Consider the following 21,038-nt stretch of genomic DNA (forward strand, 5'->3'; position numbering starts at 1 on the left):
TTTCGACTCGCCTCCGCTAGCGCTCCGGCGGCTCAACCGGCGGGGGCCGGCACGGCGCACGGCGTTGATCGGGCTCGGACCTCACGCCGCTGGTTGAGCCGGGGCGAGGCGCCAGCCGAGACCCGAGTCGAAACCTGGCGAGTCGTCCGCACGAGTCTCCCCCTACGGCACCGGGTTTCGACTCGCCTCCGCTAGCGCTCCGGCGGCTCAACCGGCGGGGATCAGTCCTGGGGATAGGTGACGACGACGTTGCCGGTGGCGTGGCCTGACTCGACCACCTCGACCGCGCTCGCCGCCTCGGCGAACGGGACGACTCGGGCGATCACCGGCGTCAGCGCGCCGTCCTCGACCAGGCGCGCGACCTCGGAGAACACCTCGGTGGTGCGGCGACGTACGACGCCCGCACCACCGGCCACGGCAGCGGCGGTCGCCGGAGCGGCCGGGCTGAGCACCACCGCGTCCTCGCCCAGGACACCGGACACGTCGCGCAGGACGGGTTCGCCGACGAGGTCCAGGACGGCGTCGACACCGTGCGGTGCCGCGGACCGCACGCGATCCGCCCAGCCCGCACCGGACCGGACGGCCTCGGCTCCCCAGGACCGGATCAGGTCGTGCTTCGCCTCGGATGCGACGCCGAGGACGCGGCTGCCGCGGGCGCGGGCGATCTGGCAGGCAGCGCTTCCGACACCACCGCCGGCGCCGAGCACCAGGAGCGTCGCGCCGGGGCGGAGGCCGAGCTGGTCGCAGGCGTCGTACGCGGTCCCGACCGAGACCGGCAGGCTTGCCGCGGCCTCCGGGCTGACCCGCTCCGTACGCCTCGCCGTACTGGCGCCGTCGAGCAGGACGAGCTGGGCCAGCGCGCCACTCCCGCCGGCGGTGGCGCCGAACACCTCGTCGCCGGGCCGGACGTGCGCGACGTCGTCACCCACCTCGACCACCGTGCCGGCCGCCTCCCGGCCCATGGCCATCGGGAAGACCACCTCGACCTTGCCGACGCGATCACCGCTGCGGACCTTCACGTCGGCGGGATTCACGCCCGCGGCCCGGGTCCGGATCAGCACCTGCCCGGGCGCGACGACCGGGTCCGGGACGTCGAGCTCCCGGGCCACCTCGGGACCGCCGTACTCATCGAAGCCGAAGATGCGCATGCGCCGAGTCTGCCGAGCGACCCCTGGCGTCAGCCGGCGAGGTCCGGACCGCCGTACAGCCGACTGCTGAACGACCGGGACGACAGGTAGCCGTCGACGACTGCCGCGCCGAGCCCTTCCAGCTCCGGGGCGACGACGCGTCCACCGCACCGTCGGGCGAGCTGGTCCAGGAACCGGGCCAGACCGGGGTCCTCGCCGAGCCTGAAGATGGTGGTGGACGCGCCGAGCCGGGTCGAGGCGTCCAGCTCCCGCACGCTGTGGGCGATGGTCAGCGGGTGCGGCGGGTAGGAGAAGAAGACCTCGCCGTCCGGCTCCAGGTGGGCGGTCGGCTCGCCGTCGGTGACCACCAGCAGGACCGGCTGGGCGTTCGGGTAGCGCCGGAAGTGGCGGTTGGCGAGCAGCAGGGCGTGGTGCAGGTTGGTGCCCTTGTCCCACTCGGCGTCCAGGGCGGTGAGCTCCTCGATCTCCATGACGTGGGCGTGCCGGCCGAACCCGATGAGCTGCAGGCGGTCCCCACGGAATCGGGTGCTCACCAGGTGGTGCAGGGCGAGCGCGGTCCGCTTCATCGGGACCCACCGCCCGTCCATCGCCATCGAGAACGAGGTGTCCACCAGCAGGGCCACCGCCGCCTGGGTCCGCGCCTCGGTCTCGCGTATCTCGACGTCGTCCAGGTGCAGCAGCGGACCGTCCGGGTCTGCTGCGCGTCGGACGGCGGCGTTGGTCAGGGAGCGGGTGACGTCCCACGGCTCGGTGTCGCCGAACTCCCAGGCGCGCGTGGAGCCGCTGGCTTCCCCCGCCGCGCCGGCCCGGCGTACGTCGCGCTGACCGGTCCGCCCGGACAGCCGGCGGGCGACGTCCTGCATCAGCGTCTTGCCGATCTGGCGCATCGCGCGCGGGGACAGCCGCAGCTGTCCGTCGGTGTCCCGGTCGAGGTAGCCGCGCTGGCGCAGGGCTCGCTCCAGCTCGGCGAGGGTGCGCGCGTCGACGGCGGCGTCGTCGCCCAGCTGGCGGGCCAGCGCCTCCAGGTCGACGTCGTCCATCCGGGCGCCGGCGTACTGCTGGGACAGCTGCTCGGACAGGGCGTCCAGCTCGCCGAGGTCCTGCAGGACGCCGGTGCCGTCACCGAGACCGAGACCCTGCTCGCCCTCCATCCGCTCCGAGCCGGACCAGTCCTCACCCGGTCGCAGCCCTTGCAGGTTCGCGTCGAGGCGGCTCAGCTGCTGCATCAGCTCTGGTGATCCGAAGGCGTTCTGCGCCAACGCGTCCAGCTCGTCGCGCTGCTCCTGGGTGAGCGAGTTACGCATCCGCTGGGCGGCGGCTGCCCGCTGGGCCAGCGCGTCGAGCAGCTCCTCGATGGACTCGGGCCGCTCGGGGAAGAAGTCGCCGTGCTTGTCCATGAACTGCTGGAAGTCGGCGTGGGTGTCATCGCCGCGGGCGTGCTTCTCCAGCAGCTGGTTGAGGTCCTGCAGCATGTCGTTGACGCGGGCGCGGTCTTCGTCGGTGGCGTTCTCCAGGGCTTGCTTCATCCCGGCGAAGCGCTGGTCGAGCGCTTCGCGGCCGAGCAGGTCCTTGATGCGCTCGTAGTCGGCCCGCGCGTCGCTGCTGCGCCAGTCGTAGTCGCTCAGCTCGTTGACGGCCTGGGCGGGAGAGGTCGGCAGCTGCTCGAGCCGCATCTCGGCGAACCGGGCGTCGTCGTCCAGGTCGCGTGCCAGCTGCTTGCGCTCGGACAGGACAGCGCGGTCCAGCAGCTCCTTGACCTCCTGGAACGTGCCGTCGAGGTTGTGCCGCTGGAGCAGATCGCGCCGGCGCTGCGCGATCTGGGCGGCGAGGTCGTCCAGCCCGCGCTGCTGAGACCCACCGCGGCGCAGGAACTCCTGCAGCGCGTGCTCCGGCGAGTAGCCCGCCATGACGTCCTCGCCGATGGCCCCGAGCGCCTCCCCCAGGTCGACCGGAGGGGCGAGCGGGTCGGGGCCACCGACGTACCGGCCGTAGCGGGAACGGTGAAAAGTGTTGTCCGGCATGGTTTCTCGACTCTCAGCCGTACGTCGTCGTACCGGTCTCGTCGGAGTCCTTGCTGACGCGCTGGGCGAGGTAGAGCCCCTCCAGCGCGAGCTCGACCGCGCCGGCCCGCTCCCCCGTCGTCGAGGCGCCGAGGCGTTCGGCGAGCGTGTCGTACAGGTCGGACTCACCGAGCAGGGGCAGCGATTCGAGCACCTCGGCGGCCGTCACGCGGTCGCCGGTCGTCACGAGACCGCCCTCCTCGAGCGCCGAGACGAGGATGGCCAGGTCGATCCCGCGCAGGCGCCTGCGCACGGTCTCGGCCTTGGCGGTCCGCAGCAGGTGGTCGAGGATCTCGCGCTGGCGGTCCTCCTGACCGGACTCCAGCTCGATCTTGCCGCCGAGGACGTCGACGGCGGTCTCCAGGTCGACGACGCGGGCGACCGCCTCGTCCTCGCCGGTCACGCTCGCCCGGTGCAGGGCGGCCGCGGCCACCGTCTCCGCGCCGGCGATCGCGAACCGAGCCGACACGCCGGAGCGCTGGTCGACGTACGGCGACTCCCGCAGCGCGCGGGTGTACCGGGCCAGGATCTCCAGCAGGTAGTCCGGTACGGCCGCGACCAGCTGGGCCTCCTGCTCGATGACGGCGATCTCGGCCTCGACTTCGAGCGGGTAGTGGGTCCTGATCTCGGCGCCGAAGCGGTCCTTGAGCGGGGTGATGATGCGGCCGCGGTTGGTGTAGTCCTCCGGGTTGGCGCTGGCCACCACGAGGACGTCCAGCGGCAGCCGCAGGATGTAGCCGCGGACCTGGATGTCGCGCTCCTCCATCACGTTGAGCATCGCCACCTGGATGCGCTCGGCGAGGTCGGGCAGCTCGTTGATCGCGACGATGCCACGGTGCGAGCGCGGGATGAGCCCGAAGTGGATCGTCTCCGGGTCGCCCAGGTGCCGGCCCTCGGCGACCTTCATCGGGTCGACGTCGCCGACCAGGTCGGCCACCGAGGTGTCCGGGGTCGCGAGCTTCTCGGCGTACCGCTCGTCGCGGTGCCGCCAGGCCACGGGAAGGTCGTCACCGAGCTCGGCCGCGCGGCGGACGGACTCGGGCGCGATGGGTTCGTACGGGTGCTCGCCGAGCTCGGAGCCCTCGATGACGGGGGTCCACTCGTCGAGCAGCCCGGCGAGCGAGCGGAGCAGGCGGGTCTTGCCCTGGCCGCGCTCACCGAGCAGAACGATGTCGTGGCCCGCCAGCAGCGCGCGCTCCAGCTGCGGGATCACGGTGGTGTCGAAGCCCTGGATGCCGGGCCACGGGTCGTGCCCTTCGGCCAGGGCGCTCACGAGGTTGGACCGGATCTCCTCGCGTACGGTGCGCTGCTCGTGGCCGCTGGCACGCAGCTCGCCGAGGGTCCGGCTGGATGGTTTCGGTGTCGGGAAAGCCGTCACTCCCTCACGCTACGCCTCCGACGGGCGTTCCTGTCACGGTCCGTCTCACCAAGCGGAGGCGGTCTCCGGCCGCGGGACGGTCGCCGGTGTGTCGGCCCCGATCCGTAGCCTGGGCGCATGAGCATCGCGATCGGAGCACACGTCGAGCAGGACGACCCGGTCGCCGAGGCGCAGGCCCGAGGGACGACCCTGGTCCAGCACTTCCTCGGCGATCCGCAGGGCTACAAGGGCCCGGAGGTGCGCTACCCCGGCGGCGCGAAGGCGCTCCGAGCAGCGGCCGAAGAGGCCGGCGTCGACCTGTACGTCCATGCGCCGTACGTCATCAACGTCGCGACGACGAACAACCGGATCCGGATCCCCAGCCGCAAGCTCCTGCAGCAGCACATGGACGCCGCCGCGCAGATCGGCGCCAAGGGCCTCATCGTCCACGGCGGCCACGTGAACGCCGGCGACGACCCGGCGAAGGGCTTCGACAACTGGCGTAAGGCGATCGAGGCGACCGACTGCTCGATCCCGCTGCTGATCGAGAACACCGCCGGCGGCGACAACGCCATGGCCCGCCGCCTCGAGCGCATCGCCGGGGTGTGGGAGGCGATCGGTGCGGCCGACGGCCACGAGAACGTCGGGTTCTGCCTCGACACCTGTCACGCGTGGGCCGGCGGCATCCCCCTCACCGAGGCGGTCGAGCGCATCCACGACATCACCGGACGGATCGACCTGGTCCACGCCAACGACAGCCGGGACGACTTCGACTCCGGCGCCGACCGGCACACCAGCTTCGGCACCGGCCACCTCGACCCCGACGAGCTCGCGTCCGTGGTGCGTGACGCCGGCGCGCCGGTCATCTGCGAGACGCCCGGCGGTGCTGCCGAGCACCGGGCCGACTTCGCCTGGCTGCGCGAGCGCGTGGGCTGAGGACCGACAAATGGGTTGCCCTCAAGGTGGCTTGAACTGACAGCATCGACGACCGTGCGAGAACGACTGGGCATCCCCCCGATCAACGGCCACCGAACCTTCGTCACGGCCGTCGCGGTCGACGCGATCGGGTCCGGGGTGTTCCTGCCGGTTGCGGTCCTGTACTTCGTCGCCACCACTTCGCTGAGCCTGTCCGAGGTCGGGCTGGCCATGTCGGTCGCGGCCCTGGTGGGTCTCCCGGTGGTCCTCGCGATCGGCCAGGTCGTCGACCGCGTCGGTCCGCGCCGCGTGCTGCTGGTGGCGAACATCGCCTCCGCTCTCGGTTTCGTGGGCTTCACGGTCGCCGAGTCCTTCCCGGTCGTGACCGCGCTGCTGTGCCTGGTCGGCATCGGCCAGTCGGCGTTCTGGGCGTCCTACAGCCCGCTGGTCGCGGCCATCTCCCGCGAAGGCGAGCGGGAGCTGTGGTTCGGCTTCCTGGGCGCGCTGCGCAACGTCGGGTTCGCTGTGGGCGGCCTGTCCTCCGGCCTGGCGATCTCGATCGGCACGGACGCCGCGTACCGCGCGCTGGTCCTGGCCAACGCCGTGTCGTACGCCGTCGCCTTCGTGCTCTACCTGCGCGTCGAGGGCGGCGGCCCAGCGGAGAGGTCGGACGAGCAGGCCACGGCGAGCTGGTCGGTGGCGCTGCGCGACCGCCCCTTCTCGCTCGTCGTGCTCGCGAACTTCGTGTACGCGATGTGCTGCGTGGCGCTCAACGTCGCCATGCCGGTGTACGCCTCGCAGGTGCTGCACCTGTCCGGCTGGGTCACGGGGGCGATCTTCACCGTCAACACCGCTCTCATCGGCTTCGGCCAGGGTCTGGTCGTCCGCTCGATGACCGGCCGTGTGCGGTACCGGCTGGTCATCGCGGGCTACCTCGTCTTCGCCGCCGGCTTCCTGCTGCTGGGCGGGGTCAGCGCGTTGTCGGCGACCGTGGCGTCGGTGGCGATCCTCGGCGCCGTCGCGGTCTACACGCTGGGCGAGCTGGTCGCCGGGCCGGTGCTCATCACCATCGCGGTCGAGAGCCGCCCCGAGGAGGTGCGTGGTCGGTACCTCGCGCTGCAGCAGCTGACCTGGCTGGTGACCGGGGTCGTCGCGCCGACCACGTACACCTGGCTGCTCTCCCACGGCAAGGCGACCGTGTGGCTGGCGCTCGCGGGGCTGGCGCTGCTGGGCTGCCTCGTCGCCGCCCTGATGCCGCGTGCTCTCCCGGTCGCCGCAGCGCCGGTCACGAACGAGGCCACCTCGGGTGAGGAGGTGGCCGCCGATGCCCGCACCGCCGTCTGACGCTGCCCTCGTCAGCATCCGGCCCAGGCGACCGGAGGACGTCCCGGTACTCGTCGAGGTGCTCGGCGCCCAGCAGCCGGTGTCGCTCTATCCCCTGGTCTGGCCGCTGCCGTACCCGCCCGAGCAGTTCATCGTCAGGCCCACCGAGGAGCGGGCCTGGGCGGCCGAGGTGGACGGACGGGTCGTCGGCCACGCCTCCATCGCCACGGTCGGCGACGACGAGACCGGGCGGCTGTGGTCGGTCGGTGTCGGGCGACCCGTCGCCGAGCTGGCCTGTCTGTCCGTGCTGTTCGTGGACCACCGCCTCACGGGGAAGGGCGTCGGTGGCGCCCTCATGGACGTTGCCGTCGCGTGGGCGCGGTCGAGGCGCCGTACGCCGGTCCTGGACGTGGTCGTCCGCCACGGGCGGGCGGCGCAGGTCTACCGCCACCGCGGCTGGGAGGTCATCGGCGAGGCGCGCCCGGAGTGGCTGCCGGACTCCGAGCCGCCCGTCCTGCTGATGGCCCTGCTGGACCACAGCGACCAACCTGTGCCGCAACGTGCGCTTTGACGCACCTTCTGTCACGGGTTCGACCGGCAGCGCAAAGTCAGAGGTCGAGGACCCGACGGAGACCTGTGTCGATGGGCTCCATGAGGCTGTGAGGAAGGTCGACGCCGGTGTCGTCGAGGTCGAAGCGGTCGACGGTCATCGGCTGCGAGACGCTGACGACCGAGTCCTTGGGCAAGCCGGACGCCGTCGCTGGCACGAACACGTTGCCGGGGTGTCGTGCCAGCGCCGTGTTGGAGGTGAGCGGCAGGACGACGACGGTGGAGATCCGGGAGGCGTTGTAGCGGTCGGACTGCACGATGACGGCCGGTCGGCGCTTGGCGGGAGCGCTGCCCTTCGGTTCGCCGAAGTCGACCCAGCACACCTGTCCGCGCCGGATCACCAGTCGTCCGACCGCTCGACCAGACGGGCGTTGGCGGTGCGACGCAGCTCGGCATGCTCCTCGCCGGGCTGCCCGACGGCATCGATCGCGTCGTCGATCTGCTCGGTGAGCGCCGCATCGGACAGCTCGTCGGCGTACTGCTCGGCAGCACGCCGGTAGAACTCCGACCGCGTCATCCCATGCCTCTGCGCGATGCGGTCGAAGCGCTCCGCAGCATGGTCCGGCAGGCTGATCGCTGTCTTCATCGCCCGACGGTATAACTTTTCTTACCTTCGGTCCAGGGCGGGCCGCCCGCCGTACGGGCTCATCTCGCGCCCGTCCTGCCGATGGCCAACGACGAGGGCCCCGGCTCGCACCCGGCCGGGGCCTGTCCGCCACTCGATCAGCGGCGTGCTGTCACCAGCCGCGCTCGGCCAGGCGGTGCGGCTGCGGGATCTCATCCACGTTGATGCCGACCATGGCCTCGCCCAGGCCGCGGGAGACCTTGGCGATCGCGTCCGGGTCGTCGAAGAAGGTCGTGGCCTTCACGATCGCCTCGGCGCGCTCGGCCGGGTTGCCGGACTTGAAGATGCCCGAGCCGACGAACACGCCCTCGGCGCCCAGCTGCATCATCATCGCCGCGTCGGCAGGGGTCGCGATGCCGCCGGCGGTGAACAGCACGACCGGCAGCTTGCCCGCCCGGGCGACCTCCTTGACCAGCTCGTACGGCGCCTGCAGCTCCTTGGCGGCGACGTACAGCTCGTCCTCGGGGAGGTTCTGCAGGCGGCGGATCTCCTGGCGGATGGACCGCATGTGCGTGGTGGCGTTGGAGACGTCGCCGGTGCCCGCCTCGCCCTTGGAGCGGATCATCGCCGCGCCCTCGGTGATGCGGCGCAGCGCCTCGCCCAGGTTGGTCGCGCCGCACACGAAGGGAACGGTGAACTCCCACTTGTCGATGTGGTTGGCGTAGTCGGCCGGGGTCAGCACCTCGGACTCGTCGATGTAGTCCACGCCCAGGCTCTGCAGCACCTGTGCCTCGACGAAGTGGCCGATGCGCGCCTTCGCCATGACCGGGATCGAGACGGCCTCGATGATGCCGTCGATCATGTCCGGGTCGCTCATCCGAGAGACGCCGCCCTGGGCGCGGATGTCGGCCGGGACCCGCTCGAGGGCCATGACCGCGACGGCGCCGGCGTCCTCGGCGATCTTGGCCTGATCGGGCGTGACCACGTCCATGATCACGCCACCCTTGAGCATCTCGGCCATGCCGCGCTTCACGCGCGCGGTGCCGGTGGAGGCCGCCGGGCTGGTCTGGGTGGTGCTGTCGGACATCAGGGCTCGCTCTCGTCGACGTTCGGTTCGAGACCAGGGTACGTCGACCGAACGGCAGCAAACGGCCACCAAAGGCGCTATGGCATCAACGGGACATGGCAGCCTCGTGACCGACCCCTCAGCGAGGCACCGCCGGGACGTCGTCGTTGAACTCGATCGACTCCGGCATCGCGGTGTGGCCCGCCAGGCGGAACCATCGGACGAACGTCTTGCTGCGCACCTTGCGCACGTCGCGCGCGGCGTCGTTGTAGAAGCGGCGCGACAGCTGCACCCGCTGCCCGGCCCGGTGCACCATCTCCAGGCAGTCGGCACCCAGTGCACTGTGCGCGCGGATGTCCTCGACCGTCTCCGGCGTGAGCAGCTGCTCCAGCGCCTCGGACAGACCGCTCTCGACGGCGCCGCGGTCCGGGCTGAGGCCGTGGACGCGGACCTCGGAGGTGATCTCCTCGTCGTCCGCGAGCTCCAGGGAGGAGGTGGCGGCTCCCCCGAGGATCAGCGAGCTCGTCGGGTCCAGCGCGCCGCACCGAGCCAGCTCCAGGGCGGCCTCGGCGCGTCGGACGAGCTGGGCGTCCAGGGCCGACATCGTCCCTTCGACGCGGCCGTGCAGGCGGTCCAGCCGGGCAGCGGTGTAGGTCAGCCGCCACGCCACCAGCGACACGACCGCCACGACGAGCCCGACCCAGCCGATGACCTGCACTACCGCGCTCCTCGTCGCCAGCGGGTGCTCTGCTGCGGCGGCGCCCACGCCTCGATGGCCGTCTCGTAGACCATCAGGATGTCCTGGGTGACCACGGACCAGTCGAAGCGCCGCGCGTGCTCGCTGCCGAGCCGGGAGAGCTCCTTGCGGCGGTCCGGGTCGTCCAGCAGGGCCAACGCCTGGTCGGCCAGGTCCGCGGGGTCCTCGTTGCGGAAGGTCTGGCCCACCCGGCCACCGTCGAGCACCCGGGTGAACGCTCCGAGATCGCTCGACAGCACCGGCGCACCGGCGCTCATCGCCTCGATCAGGATGATCCCGAAGCTCTCGCCGCCGGTGTTGGGCGCGACGTAGAGGTCGGCGGAGGCGAAGAGCCGTGCCTTGTCCTCGTCACTGATCGCGCCGAGCATCTCGCACGCCTGGACGACCTCGCGTGGCTGGCCCGCGAGCACCTGCTTGGGGTCGCCCGGGCCGGCGATCAGCACCCGCAGCCCGGGCTTCTCCCGGAGCATCGCAGGGATCGCCTTGAGCAGGACGGGCAGACCCTTGCGGGTCTCCTGCATCCGGCCGAGGAAGCAGATGGTCGGCCGCTCGGACGTGCCCTGCCACTCCGGTCGCGGTGGCGCACCGGCGAACCGGTCGACGAACACGCCGTTGGGGATGATCACGGCGTCTCCGCCCAGGTGCGTCGTCACCGTACGGCGGGCGTCCTCCGAGACCGCGATGCGCGCGGTGAGCTTCTCCAGGCTGGGCTGGAGGAACGAGCCCAGCGTCACCAGCAGGCGCGAGCGGACGTTGGAGGTGTGGAAGGTCGCGACGACCGGGCCCTCCACGGAGAACAGCGCCAGCATCGAGACGCTGGTGGTGATGGGCTCGTGCACGTGGACGACGTCGAACTGCTCGCGCTCGATCCAGCGGCTCACCCGCGCGGCGGTCACCGGACCGAAGGTCAGCCGGGACACCGACCCGTTGTAGGGCACGGGGACGGCCTTGCCGGCCGCGACGACGTACGGCGGCAGCACGGTGTCCTCGTCCGCGGGCGCGAGGACGCTCACCTGGTGGCCGAGGTCGATCAGGTGCTCCGCGAGGTCCTTGACGTGCAGGTTGACCCCGCCGGGGACGTCGAAGGAGTACGGGCTGACGATGCCGATGCGCATCAGGCGCCCCGCTCGTCCAGGTCGTCGGTGAAGACGCGCTGCATCATGTGCCAGTCCTGCGTGTGCTCGCGGATGGTCACGCTCAGCCCGTCGATGCACTGCTGGGTCATCGCGCGGATCTTCTCGGCGCTGCTGCCCACGTCCGGCGCCTCGACGCGGTCGCTGAACGTCGCGACGACGTCGTACCCGCTGCCGTCCGACCGGCGCTCGTAGTGGACCCCGAGCGCGTACAGCGCCGCTCCGGTGGTCAGCGCGATGGCGGCCGGTCCGGCGGCGACCTTCGCCTCATGCCCGCACAGCGTGACGGCCACTCCCCGCTGGGTCAGATCACGGTCACCGAGCAGCGGGATGAACGCACCGTTCTTCGCGGCCCGGACCAGCTCCCGGAACGGGTCGTCCCCGCCGGTCAGCGGGATGATGCGCATGCCGAGGCTCTCCCGGAACTCCAGGAACTCATCGAACAGCTCCTCGGGCTTGAGCCGCTCGGCCACCGTGGTGACGGGTGCGAAGTGGGTCGTGGCCCAGGCGCCGCAGGTGTCCCAGTTGCCCAGATGGCCGAGGAACAGCACCAGCGAGCGGCCCTGCGCCAGCACGGCCCGGGCGTCCTCGTCACCGACCAGCCGGACCCGCGGCGCGAGCTGCTCGGGCGTCAGCGTGCTGAGCCGGAAGGAGTCGCACCAGTAGCGCAGGTAGGAGCGCATCCCCGCCCGGACGAGGTCCTCCAGGTCGTTCTCGCTCAGCTCCGGCCGGACCTTGGCGTAGTTGCTGCGCATCCGGGTCACGTGCTTGCCGCCCCGCATGTACATCGCGTCGGCGATCCGGTCGAACGCCGCGTACGCCAGCCGCTCGGGCAGCCGTCGCACGAGCGCCCAGCCGGTGCGGTAGCCGGCGAGCGTGAGGTTGCCGGCGAGGTCCAGCATCTACTCGGCCGAAGCCGTCAGGGCCTGGCGCCGGACGGTGAAGATCCGCTGGAGGACCGTGACGAGGCTGGCGACCGCCAGCAGGGCGAGCACGACGGTCAGGACGACCTCGGGGAGGCCGAGGCCGACCAGGCCCGTGGTCACCAGCACGGCGACCAGCCGGTCGGCCCGCTCGGCGATGCCGACGTTGGCGGTCATGCCCAGTCCCTCGGCGCGCGCCTTGGAGTAGCTGACGACGCTGCCGAGGATGAGGCACGCCAGGGCCAGCGCGGCCATCAGGGTGTCCTCGCCCTCGCCGGCGTAGTACAGGACCAGGCCGCCGAAGATGGCGCTGTCGCCAACGCGGTCCAGGGTGGAGTCCAGGTAGGCGCCCCACCGGCTGGAGCGGTTCATCATCCGGGCCATGACGCCGTCGATGGTGTCGGAGAAGACGAACGCGGTGATCACGACCGTGCCCCAGAAGAACTCGCCGCGCGGGTAGAAGGCGAGCGCGCCGACGCTGACGCCGAGGGTCCCGACGAGGGTGATCACGTCAGGGCTGATGCCGAGCCGGACGAAGACGGTGGCCAAAGGGGTGAAGAGCCGCGTGAAGAGCGCCCGGGCGAATCGGTTCAGCATGGTGGCGCCAGCGTACTGGTGTGCCGGTCCGCCGCACGCGCGGACCGGCACAGATCAGGCCGTGGGCCAGTGCCGGACCAGCTGCTGGCGGGTGTCCTCCAGCAGCGCGGGCAGCGCCTTGGTCTGCGCGACGATCGGCAGGAAGTTGGAGTCGCCACCCCAGCGCGGCACGACGTGCTGGTGCAGGTGGGCCGCGACGCCGGCGCCGGCGACCTCGCCCTGGTTCATCCCGATGTTGAACCCCATGGGCTGCGAGGCTGCCTGGAGCGCGGCGATCGCCTGCTTGGTGAGGAGCGTGAACTCGGCGGTCTCCTCGTCGGTGAGGTCGACGTACAGGGGCACGTGCCGGTACGGGCAGATCAGCAGGTGGCCCGGGTTGTAGGGGAAGAGGTTCATGACGACGTAGCCGGTGCGGCCGCGGTGCACGATGAGGCCGTCCGCGTCCGAGCGGCCCGGCGCGGTGCAGAACGGGCAGCCGTCCTGCGACTCGTGGCTGGGCTTGTCGCTCTGGATGTAGGCCATGCGGTGCGGGGTCCAGAGCCGCTCGAAGCCGTCGTCGACGCGGGCGAACGTCTCGGGCGACTCGGGGCCGGTGGGCTCGGCCGGCTCACTGCCCCGCTCGTCACGCATGCGCCCGATCCTAGGTGCCGGTCCGGATCGGTCGGATGGCAGAGTGAGGTCATGCCACTTTCAGGTGAGTACGCCGAGGAGAAGACGAGCTGGGTCGCCAAGCAGCTCGCGACCATCGACCAGACCGGGACGACCGAGTCCGTCGACGTCATGGGCCGGCCCGTCACCGTGTTCACGATGCGCGGCGCGAAGTCCGGCAAGCTGCGCCGGGTGCCGTTGATGCGGGTGGAGCACGACGGGGTGTACGCCGTGGTCGCCTCCAAGGGCGGCGCGCCGGAGCACCCGGCCTGGTACCACAACATCAAGGCTCACCCCGAGGTCGAGGTGTTCGACGGCACCGAGCGCCACGACGGGGTCGCCCGCGAGATCAGCGGCGCCGAGCGCGATGAGTGGTGGGAGCGGGCCGTCGCGGCGTACCCGCCGTACGCGGAGTACCAGACCAAGACCGACCGGCTCATCCCGGTGTTCCTGGTCGAGCCCGTCCGCTAACGCGGTCGACGCAGCTCCATCATCCGTGGGTCAGGGGCGCCGAACCCGACGCGTTCGTACAACGTGCGGGCCTCGGGCACGGCGCCGAGATCGACCCGTTCGACGCCCTGCTCGCTCCCCCACTCCAGCACCTGGCGCAGCATCCGCTCGGCGAGGCCGTGGCCGCGCTCCTCGGGGACGACGTAGACGAGGCTGATGTGCATCCAGGCGGTCGTCGGCCGGCGCAGGCTCGGCAGCTTGCGGACGAACACCGTCGACACAATCCCGATCGGCGCGCCGTCGGGCCGGGTGGCGATCCAGGTAGGTCGGTGGGCGCGGTCGGCGAGCCAGGCGTCCGCGTACTCGTCGAGGAACCCGGCGCGACCCTCCGTCCCGTCCTCACGGTCCGCGCGCAGGACGAGCGCAGCGAGCGCAATCGCCTCGTCGGGACGCGCCTGCTCGATCCTGATCGGGCTCACGTCGGGCAGTGAAGCACATCACGCTCCCCACGCCCCGCCTCTCCCCGCGGCAAAAGGTGGCGACCCGCACACGCATGGCTGTGCCGGCGACCACCTTTCGCCGGTGACGCGGCAAAAGGTGGGGCTCAGCACACGCATGGCTGTGCCGGCGACCACCTTTCGCCGGTGAGTGCGGGAGGCTGTCGACGTGGACCGCGCCGCGCCTCGCCCTCAGGGGCCGTTCCGGCCGACCGCCGTCGCCGCAGCGGTCGCCGTCGCGTCGCTGACGCTGCTCGTGGGCGCCGTGCAGCAGCACTGGCTCGGTCCTGACGTCGGCGACGGCAGCAGGTTCTGCGAGGCGGCACGCTCCGGGCTCGTCCGTCAGCCGGCGAACGCCGCGAGCAACCTCGGCTTCGTCCTGGCCGGCCTGCTGATCGCTCGGCACGTCGAGCGCCATTGGTCGTCGCTGGCGCGACCGGTCCTGATGTCCGGGTACGCCTGCCTGGTCGTGCTCCTCGGCCCCGGCAGCATGGCGATGCACGCCACGCAGGCGAGCCTCGGCGGACTGCTCGACCTGACCAGCATGTACCTCGTCGCCGGGTTCGCCTCCGCGTACGCGCTCACCCGGCTGGCCCGCGCAGGCACCGGCGCGTTCGTGGCGCTGTTCGTCGCGGCGGTCGCCGTGGCCGAGGCGGTCGGTCAGGTCCATCTGTCCGTCCCCGTCCTCGGCCACCCGGGCAACGTGATCTTCGCGCTCCTGCTCCTGCTCGCCCTGGGCGTCGAGCTGGCTCTGCGCCGCCGCACCCCGGAGCCGCCCGACCTGTACCGCGGGCTGCTGGCGATCGGCGCGCTGGCGGTGGCCTTCGTGATCTGGAACATGGGCATGACCGGCACTCGCTGGTGCCGGCCGCACTCGTGGTTGCAGGGCCACGCCGTCTGGCACCTGCTGTGCGCGGTCGCCGCGTACCAGCTGTACCGGTACTACGCGTCCGAGCGGCCGACCACAGCGCCCGCCCGGGACCCGAAGGCGGCGACCATCGCTGCGTACGAAGCGGATGCGGAGGCCTACCGTGACGCGACGGCACGGGTGTCCGCGCCCGTACGCGACCGCATCGAGACGTTCGCCGCCGCCGTGGGCGTGGGCGGACACGTGCTGGAGATCGGCAGCGGACCGGGCCACGACGCACTGCTGCTGGAGTCGGCCGGCGTCCGGGTTGACCGCACCGACATCACTCCGGCCTTCGTGCGGATGCTGCGGGACGCCGGGCACGAGGCGCGCACGCTGGACCCGCTCACCGGTGAGCTCGGTGGCCCTTACGACGGGGTGTGGGCCTCCGCCGTGCTGCTGCACGTGGCGCGAGCGGACGTCGGCACGGTGCTGCGACGACTCCGCACGGCCACCCGTGAAGGCGGTCTGCTGCACGCGTCGGTGAAGGAGGGTGAGGGCGAAGGGTGGTCGGCCGGTGGCAACGTCGCCGCGCCGCGCCACTTCACGTACTGGAGCGAGCACGAGTGGCGTACGGCGCTCACCGAGGCCGGGTGGCAGGTCGACGCGCTCGAGGTGATGCCGTCGGTGCGCGGTCGCGGGCGATGGCTGGCCTCGACCGCCACGAACCCGAGAAGCCGGTGAGCATGGTGCAGCCCGCGTGTCACGGACCCGCGGGCTGCACTGCACTCAACGACCGGGCTCCGGCGGAGGTTCCCGACGCTCAGACCTGCTGGCGCGCCCCGATCGCCGCGACGATCTCCTGGATGGCCGCCTCGACCGGCACGTTGTTCTTCTGCGAGCCGTCGCGGTAGCGGAACGACACGGCGCCGGCCGTGCGGTCCTCCTCGCCCGCGATCAGCACGAACGGCACCTTGGACTTCGAGGCGTTGCGGATCTTCTTCGGGAAGCGGTCGTCGCTCGCATCGAGCTCGACGCGAACTCCCTTGACCTTCAGCTGGTTCAGCACGTCCTGCAGGTAGTCGGCGAACTCCTCCGCGACCGGCACGCCGAGCACCTGCACCGGCGACAGCCAGGGCGGGAACGCGCCCGCGTAGTGCTCGACGAGCACCCCGAGGAAACGCTCGATCGAGCCGAACTTCGCCGAGTGGATCATCACCGGCTGCTGACGGGTGCCGTCGGCAGCCTGGAACTCCAGGCCGAACCGCTCCGGCTGGTTGAAGTCGTACTGGATGGTCGACATCTGCCAGGAGCGGCCGATCGCGTCGCGCGCCTGGACCGAGATCTTCGGGCCGTAGTACGCCGCGCCGCCCGGGTCCGGGACGAGCTCGAGGCCGGTCTCGCGGCCGACCTCCTCCAGCACCTGGGTCGCGTGCGCCCACTGCTCGTCGGAGCCGATGAACTTGTCCTTCTTGTCGCCCTCCTCATCCCGGGTGGACAGCTCCAGGTAGAACTCGTCGAGCCCGAAGTCGCGCAGCAGCGACAGGACGAACTTCAGCAGGTGGCGGATCTCGTCCGGCGCCTGCTCGGGCGTGACGTAGGAGTGCGAGTCGTCCTGGGCGAAGCCGCGCACGCGGGTCAGGCCGTGGACGACACCGGACTTCTCGTTGCGGTAGACCGAGCCGAACTCGAACAGCCGCAGCGGCAGCTCACGGTAGGACCGGCCGCGTGAGCGGAAGATCAGGTTGTGCATCGGGCAGTTCATCGCCTTGAGGCGGTAGTCCGTCCCGTCCACGTCGAACGGCGCGAACATGCCGTCGGCGTAGTACGGCAGGTGCCCGGAGGTGTGGAACAGCGCCTCCTTGGAGATGTGCGGCGTACCGACGTACTCGAAGCCCTCCTCGATGTGCCGCCGGCGGACGTAGTCCTCCATCTCCCGCTTGATCACCCCGCCCTTGGGGTGGAAGACCGGCAGGCCCGAGCCGAGCTCGTCCGGGAAGGAGAACAGGTCCAGCTCGGCCCCGAGCTTGCGGTGATCGCGCTTCTCGGCCTCGGCGAGGCGGTCGGTGTAGGCCTTGAGCTCGTCCTTGGTCGGCCAGGCGGTGCCGTAGATGCGCTGCAGCTGCGGGTTCTTCTCCGAGCCGCGCCAGTACGCACCGCCGGAGCGCAGCAGCTTGAACGCGTTGCCGAGGACCTTGGTCGAGGGCACGTGCGGCCCGCGGCACAGGTCGCCCCAGGCACGAGAGCCGTCGCGACGGACGTTGTCGTAGATCGTCAGCTCGCCGCCGCCGACCTCCGCGTCCGCGCCTTCGGCAGCATCAGCAGCGTTGCCCTTCAGCCCGATGAGCTCGATCTTGTACGGCTCGCCGGCCAGCTCCGTACGGGCGTCCTCGTCGGTGACCACCCGGCGGGAGAAGGTCTGCCCCTCGTTGACGATCTTCTGCATGGCCTTCTCGAGGGCCTTGAGGTCGTCCGGCTGGAACGGGTGCTCGACGTCGAAGTCGTAGTAGAAGCCGTCCTTGACGGGCGGTCCGATGCCGAGGCGCGCCTTGGGGTTGATCTGCTGCACGGCCTGAGCCAGGACGTGCGCCGCCGAGTGCCGCAGGATGTTCAGCCCGTCCTCGGACTCGATGGTCACGGGCTCGACCGTCGCGCCGTCCGGGATCTCGCGGAACAGGTCCTGCAGCCGGCCGTCGACCCGCATCGCGATGACCTTCTTGTCCGAGCCGAACCGCTCGGTGCCCGTCGTGCCCTCGGTGACCGATCGCTCGTCTCCGGCGACGGACTGGGGTGGCTGGGCAGACACGGCGGGCTCCTCGGTGCGATCGGGGCGCCTCGACGAGGCGCTGCCACGGCTGACGGCGCGGCAGCGATCAGGCTACCCGCCGGGGTGGGCGGTCGCGGCGGGCACCGTCCGCGGGCGATCGGCGGGTACGACGCCCGCTGAGTCCCAGAGCGAGGCCGGTGGCGACCACGACGGTGCCTGCCCACACTCCCGCCGCCGGGAGACCCGCCCCGAGCGCGGTTCCGACTGCCGCCGCGGCGACCGGCGCGACGCCGGTGAGCAGACCCGCGTGACCGGCGCCAAGGGTGCTGACGCAGGAGTACCAGAGGACGAACGCCAGCGCGGTCACCACGAGCGCGAGGTAGGCGATGGCCGCCAGGTCGGCACGGTCGAGCCGCATGACGGCGCCGGGTCCTTCGGCGACCACGCTCCAGCCGCCGAAGCCGAGCGCGGCCATCCAGGTGGTGTGCACGGGGATGCCCCAGGCGCCGTGGTGCTGCAGCACGGGGACGGCCAGCAGGGTGAAGCCCGCCTCGCAGAGCAGGACGAGTCCTGCCCACGCGACGCCGGTCGCGTCTGTCCGCCCGACGCCCTGGATCAGCACCGCTCCGACCGTGACGACCACAGCCGCCGCCAGGACGCGTGGGCCCGGGCGCTCGCCACCGGTCAACGGCCCGCCCAGCGCCAGCAGCACGGGTACGCAGGCCATCGCGACCGCGAGGGCCGCGGGCTCGGCGTGGGCGGAACCGCGGACCAGAGCGATGTTGAACAGGACGAGGCCCGCGAGGGACGTCCCCACCAGCCACGGCCAGTCACGCGGCCGCGGCGCTCGGACCCGGTGGCCGGACGCCCGGGCCAGCGTGAGAAGGATCAGCGCGCTGACGGCGTACCGCAGCGACTGGGCGACTGCCAGCGGAGCGTCGTGCAGGACATGGGACACCGCGAAGCTCCCGCCCACCGCGGCCATGGCCAGACCTCCCCCGAGGACGGCGAGGGGGGTGCGCGGTGGAGCGTCGGTCGGCGTCATCAGCGAAGTGGTCACCCGTGTCATCCTGGGCGGGTAGTGGTACCAGTCCCAGGACCAATCCGGAGCCCGCGAGGAGGACCAATGTCGGACGATCTCGGCTCCGACTTCCTGCAGCTCGCGTCGTCCGACCTACCGGTCCGAGGACGCGCGGAGCACCTCACCGCGCTGATGCGCGCGGCGGTCGCGGACGGCCGGCTGCGCACCGGCGTGGCGCTGCCGTCCTCGCGGCGGCTGGCGGCCGAGCTCGGCCTGTCGCGCGGCGTCGTGGTCGAGGTGTACCGCCGGCTCGCCGACGAGGGCCTGGTGGAGGGCCGGACCGGGGTGGGAACGGTGATCACGGCTCGGCCGGGTCGCCGCGGTCCCGCCGCACCGCGGGAGACGGCCACACCCGCCGACGGAGGGGCATCCCCGGTGCTCCCGCCGACCGGGGACGCGTCGGTGCTCGACCTCTCCCCCGGTGTGCCGGACCTCGCGGCCTTCCCCCGCGAGGCCTGGTTGCGGGCCGAGCGCACCGTCCTGGCCGAGGCGGGTCCGCTCGACCTCGGGTACGGGGACCCCCGTGGTCACGAGCGGCTCCGGGTCGAGCTGGCCTCCTACCTCGGCCGGATGCGAGGCGTCCGGATCGGCCCCGAGGACGTGATGGTCGTCGCCGGTGTCGCGCAGGCGCTGGCGTTGCTGAGCCAGGTCCTGCGAGCCGGCGGTCTGCGGTCGGTGGCGGTCGAGGACCCCGGCTCGCGGGGTGTCCGCGACGAGGTGGCGCACTGGGGGCTACGACCGGTCGGGGTGCCGGTCGACGCCGACGGCCTCGATGTCGGGGCGCTGGCCGCGGCCGAGGAGAGCGTCGTGGTCACGACGCCGGCGCATCAGTTCCCGACCGGCGTCGTGCTGTCCCCGGCGCGACGACGCGAGCTGCTCGCGTGGGCCGATGAGCGCCAGGGTCTGGTGGTCGAGGACGACTACGACGCGGAGCACCGGTACGACCGTCCGCCGGTGCCGGCGCTGCACGCGTCGGCACCGGACCGGGTGGCCCACACCGGCAGCACCTCCAAGTCGCTCGCTCCCGGCCTTCGCCTCGGCTGGCTGCTGGCGCCGACCCGGCTACGTCCCGCTCTGCTCGCCGCCCGGCATGCCAGTGACATCGCGGCGCCAGCACTCCCCCAGCTCGTCCTCGCCGACCTGCTCGCGTCCGGTGCGTACGAGCGGCACCTGCGCGCGGTGCGCGTCCGTCAGCGTCGCCGCCGCGATGCCGTCGTCGAGACCGTCCGGGACCGACGACCGGACCTGACCGTGGAGGGCGTGGCGGCCGGTCTGCATCTGCTCGTCCGTCTGCCTGCTCACCTCGACGACATCGCCGTCGCCGAGGCCGCGCGCGAGGCCGGCCTTCGGGTACAGCCGCTGAGCTGGCACCGCCAGGCGGACGGACCGCCCGGGCTGATCATCGGGTACGCCGCCCATCCGCCCGACGGGCTGCGCGAGGCCATCACCCGGCTCCTCGCGAACATCCCTCGCCGGCCCTGACCGGCTGCCGCCCCGCCCCAGCCGCGGAATGGCGGCGCCCTGAGGGTCGTTGCACCGCAGACCATGCCCACACCCAGCTCACGTCCCGTCCCGACCGCCGCAGCGGAGCGCCTCGAGGACGAGCGTGCCCGCCTGCGGACGCGGCTGGAGCAGATGGACGCCGACATGTCCGGTCTCTTCGCCGCGTCCCGTGACTCCAACGCCGACGACGAGCACGACCCCGAGGGCCAGACGATCGCTTACGAGCGGGCGCAGCTGGCCGCGCTCATCGAGCAGGCCCGCGCACACCTGGCCGAGCTGGACGCCGCCGCCGTACGGCTGCGCGAGGGGACGTACGGAATCTGCGAGGTATGCCACGAGCCGATCGCGCCTGGACGGCTCGAGGCGCGACCGACGGCCACGACGTGCGTCGCGCACGCTGCTCGCTGACGGCTCGTCAGGCGTCGTCGACCGTCTCCAGGTCGTCTCCCACCGAGACGTGGCCCGGCTCGGTGACGTCGGCGTACACGCCCGGGCAGTTGTTCGGTCGCTGCGTGACGACCAGGCGCGCGGATCCGACGAGCAGCGTGCTGCCGACCAGTGACTCCAGGTCATGGCCTCCGGGGTCGACGACGATGTTGGCCCGGGGCGGGTCATCGACATCGGTGTCGGCGATCGCGACCAGGTGGATCGCCGCCTTCTTGCGCCGGTCGCCCGTCAGGCCGTCGGCCTCGACGGTGGCCGTGGACAGGTCCACGCCGGGCTGTCCCTTCTCGGGGTAGATCGCGAGGTGCGCCACACGCATCGACATGTCCCGACCCTCGCACATCCGGC

General features: G+C 71.9%; 22 protein-coding genes. 7 read left to right on the forward strand and 15 right to left on the reverse strand.

Going from position 1 to position 21,038, the window contains the following annotated elements; genetic code table 11:
* Positions 1-221: 221 nt before the first annotated feature.
* Genes P4R38_RS06905 through P4R38_RS06915 form a run of 3 tightly spaced genes read right to left on the reverse strand, consistent with a single transcriptional unit; the run spans position 222 to position 4,586 of the window.
* Positions 222-1,148, reverse strand: coding sequence for an NADP-dependent oxidoreductase (locus tag P4R38_RS06905; RefSeq protein ID WP_277191589.1), 927 nt, complete (start codon positions 1,146-1,148; stop codon positions 222-224).
* A 29-nt stretch (positions 1,149-1,177) separates the two neighbouring features.
* Complete coding sequence (locus P4R38_RS06910) at positions 1,178-3,169, reverse strand: vWA domain-containing protein (protein ID WP_277191591.1); 1,992 nt, start codon at positions 3,167-3,169, stop codon at positions 1,178-1,180.
* A gap of 13 nt (positions 3,170-3,182) precedes the next feature.
* On the reverse strand, positions 3,183-4,586 hold the full coding sequence (locus tag P4R38_RS06915) for a sigma 54-interacting transcriptional regulator (RefSeq protein ID WP_275236870.1): 1,404 nt from the start codon (positions 4,584-4,586) through the stop codon (positions 3,183-3,185).
* 117 nt (positions 4,587-4,703) lie between these two features.
* Here P4R38_RS06915 and P4R38_RS06920 point away from each other — a divergent pair, with 117 nt between their 5' ends.
* From P4R38_RS06920 to P4R38_RS06930, 3 genes are read left to right on the forward strand one after another with little or no spacing between them, the layout of a single operon-like run.
* Complete coding sequence (locus P4R38_RS06920; protein ID WP_277191592.1) at positions 4,704-5,501, forward strand: deoxyribonuclease IV; 798 nt, start codon at positions 4,704-4,706, stop codon at positions 5,499-5,501.
* 54 nt (positions 5,502-5,555) lie between these two features.
* Positions 5,556-6,824, forward strand: a complete 1,269-nt coding sequence (locus tag P4R38_RS06925) for an MFS transporter (RefSeq protein WP_275236872.1) — start codon at positions 5,556-5,558, stop codon at positions 6,822-6,824.
* Complete coding sequence (locus P4R38_RS06930) at positions 6,805-7,374, forward strand: GNAT family N-acetyltransferase (RefSeq protein WP_275236873.1); 570 nt, start codon at positions 6,805-6,807, stop codon at positions 7,372-7,374. Before P4R38_RS06925 ends, P4R38_RS06930 begins: the two co-directional genes overlap by 20 nt.
* A 37-nt stretch (positions 7,375-7,411) precedes the next feature.
* Here the strand turns inward: P4R38_RS06930 and P4R38_RS06935 are convergent, their stop codons facing one another.
* From P4R38_RS06935 to P4R38_RS06970, 8 genes are all read right to left on the reverse strand, one after another.
* On the reverse strand, positions 7,412-7,753 hold the full coding sequence (locus P4R38_RS06935) for a type II toxin-antitoxin system PemK/MazF family toxin (RefSeq protein WP_275236874.1): 342 nt from the start codon (positions 7,751-7,753) through the stop codon (positions 7,412-7,414).
* Positions 7,750-7,998, reverse strand: a complete 249-nt coding sequence (locus P4R38_RS06940) for a ribbon-helix-helix protein, CopG family (RefSeq protein ID WP_275236875.1) — start codon at positions 7,996-7,998, stop codon at positions 7,750-7,752. The genes P4R38_RS06935 and P4R38_RS06940 overlap by 4 nt, the downstream gene beginning before the upstream one ends.
* Positions 7,999-8,149: 151 nt before the next feature.
* Positions 8,150-9,064, reverse strand: a complete 915-nt coding sequence (pdxS, locus tag P4R38_RS06945; RefSeq protein ID WP_275236876.1) for a pyridoxal 5'-phosphate synthase lyase subunit PdxS — start codon at positions 9,062-9,064, stop codon at positions 8,150-8,152.
* 118 nt (positions 9,065-9,182) lie between these two features.
* The gene (locus tag P4R38_RS06950; protein ID WP_277191593.1) at positions 9,183-9,761 is read right to left on the reverse strand and encodes a hypothetical protein; all 579 of its coding nucleotides are present in this window, start codon (positions 9,759-9,761) and stop codon (positions 9,183-9,185) included.
* Complete coding sequence (locus P4R38_RS06955; protein WP_277191594.1) at positions 9,761-10,915, reverse strand: glycosyltransferase family 4 protein; 1,155 nt, start codon at positions 10,913-10,915, stop codon at positions 9,761-9,763. Before P4R38_RS06955 ends, P4R38_RS06950 begins: the two co-directional genes overlap by 1 nt.
* Positions 10,915-11,835, reverse strand: a complete 921-nt coding sequence (locus P4R38_RS06960; RefSeq protein WP_277191595.1) for a phosphatidylinositol mannoside acyltransferase — start codon at positions 11,833-11,835, stop codon at positions 10,915-10,917. The genes P4R38_RS06955 and P4R38_RS06960 overlap by 1 nt, the downstream gene beginning before the upstream one ends.
* Positions 11,836-12,453, reverse strand: a complete 618-nt coding sequence (gene pgsA / locus P4R38_RS06965) for a phosphatidylinositol phosphate synthase (protein ID WP_275236880.1) — start codon at positions 12,451-12,453, stop codon at positions 11,836-11,838.
* Positions 12,454-12,507: 54 nt separating this feature from the next.
* Positions 12,508-13,083: an HIT family protein gene (locus tag P4R38_RS06970; RefSeq protein WP_277191596.1), complete on the reverse strand. Its 576-nt coding sequence runs from the start codon at positions 13,081-13,083 to the stop codon at positions 12,508-12,510.
* Between the two features lie 51 nt (positions 13,084-13,134).
* Here P4R38_RS06970 and P4R38_RS06975 point away from each other — a divergent pair, with 51 nt between their 5' ends.
* Positions 13,135-13,572, forward strand: a complete 438-nt coding sequence (locus P4R38_RS06975) for a nitroreductase family deazaflavin-dependent oxidoreductase (protein ID WP_277191597.1) — start codon at positions 13,135-13,137, stop codon at positions 13,570-13,572.
* Here the strand turns inward: P4R38_RS06975 and P4R38_RS06980 are convergent.
* Positions 13,569-14,030, reverse strand: coding sequence for a GNAT family N-acetyltransferase (locus tag P4R38_RS06980; protein WP_277191598.1), 462 nt, complete (start codon positions 14,028-14,030; stop codon positions 13,569-13,571). The genes P4R38_RS06975 and P4R38_RS06980 overlap by 4 nt on opposite strands.
* A gap of 187 nt (positions 14,031-14,217) precedes the next feature.
* On the opposite strand from P4R38_RS06980, the gene P4R38_RS06985 reads away from it, so the two are divergent.
* On the forward strand, positions 14,218-15,639 hold the full coding sequence (locus P4R38_RS06985; protein WP_277191599.1) for a ceramidase domain-containing protein: 1,422 nt from the start codon (positions 14,218-14,220) through the stop codon (positions 15,637-15,639).
* Positions 15,640-15,718: 79 nt separating this feature from the next.
* Here P4R38_RS06985 and thrS read toward each other — a convergent pair whose 3' ends face one another.
* Positions 15,719-17,701 (reverse strand): threonine--tRNA ligase, encoded by a 1,983-nt coding sequence (gene thrS, locus P4R38_RS06990; RefSeq protein WP_277191600.1) that lies wholly within the window; start codon positions 17,699-17,701, stop codon positions 15,719-15,721.
* Positions 17,702-17,768: 67 nt separating this feature from the next.
* A complete protein-coding gene (locus P4R38_RS06995; protein ID WP_277191601.1) occupies positions 17,769-18,722 on the reverse strand; it encodes a DMT family transporter in 954 nt (317 codons plus the stop codon).
* Between the two features lie 66 nt (positions 18,723-18,788).
* Between P4R38_RS06995 and pdxR the strand changes: the two genes are divergently transcribed.
* Both pdxR and P4R38_RS07005 read left to right on the forward strand, forming a co-directional pair.
* The gene (gene pdxR, locus P4R38_RS07000) at positions 18,789-20,225 is read left to right on the forward strand and encodes a MocR-like pyridoxine biosynthesis transcription factor PdxR (protein ID WP_277191602.1); all 1,437 of its coding nucleotides are present in this window, start codon (positions 18,789-18,791) and stop codon (positions 20,223-20,225) included.
* A 63-nt stretch (positions 20,226-20,288) separates the two neighbouring features.
* The gene (locus P4R38_RS07005) at positions 20,289-20,654 is read left to right on the forward strand and encodes a TraR/DksA family transcriptional regulator (RefSeq protein ID WP_277191603.1); all 366 of its coding nucleotides are present in this window, start codon (positions 20,289-20,291) and stop codon (positions 20,652-20,654) included.
* A 7-nt stretch (positions 20,655-20,661) separates the two neighbouring features.
* Here the strand turns inward: P4R38_RS07005 and P4R38_RS07010 are convergent, their stop codons facing one another.
* Positions 20,662-21,015 carry an MOSC domain-containing protein gene (locus tag P4R38_RS07010; RefSeq protein WP_277191604.1) on the reverse strand — a complete coding sequence of 118 codons (354 nt, stop codon included), beginning with the start codon at positions 21,013-21,015 and terminating at the stop codon, positions 20,662-20,664.
* Between the last annotated feature and the right edge of the window lie 23 nt (positions 21,016-21,038).

Origin of the sequence: Luteipulveratus flavus (assembly GCF_029439465.1) — a bacterium.
GTDB classification, from domain to species: Bacteria; Actinomycetota; Actinomycetes; order Actinomycetales; family Dermatophilaceae; genus Luteipulveratus; species Luteipulveratus flavus.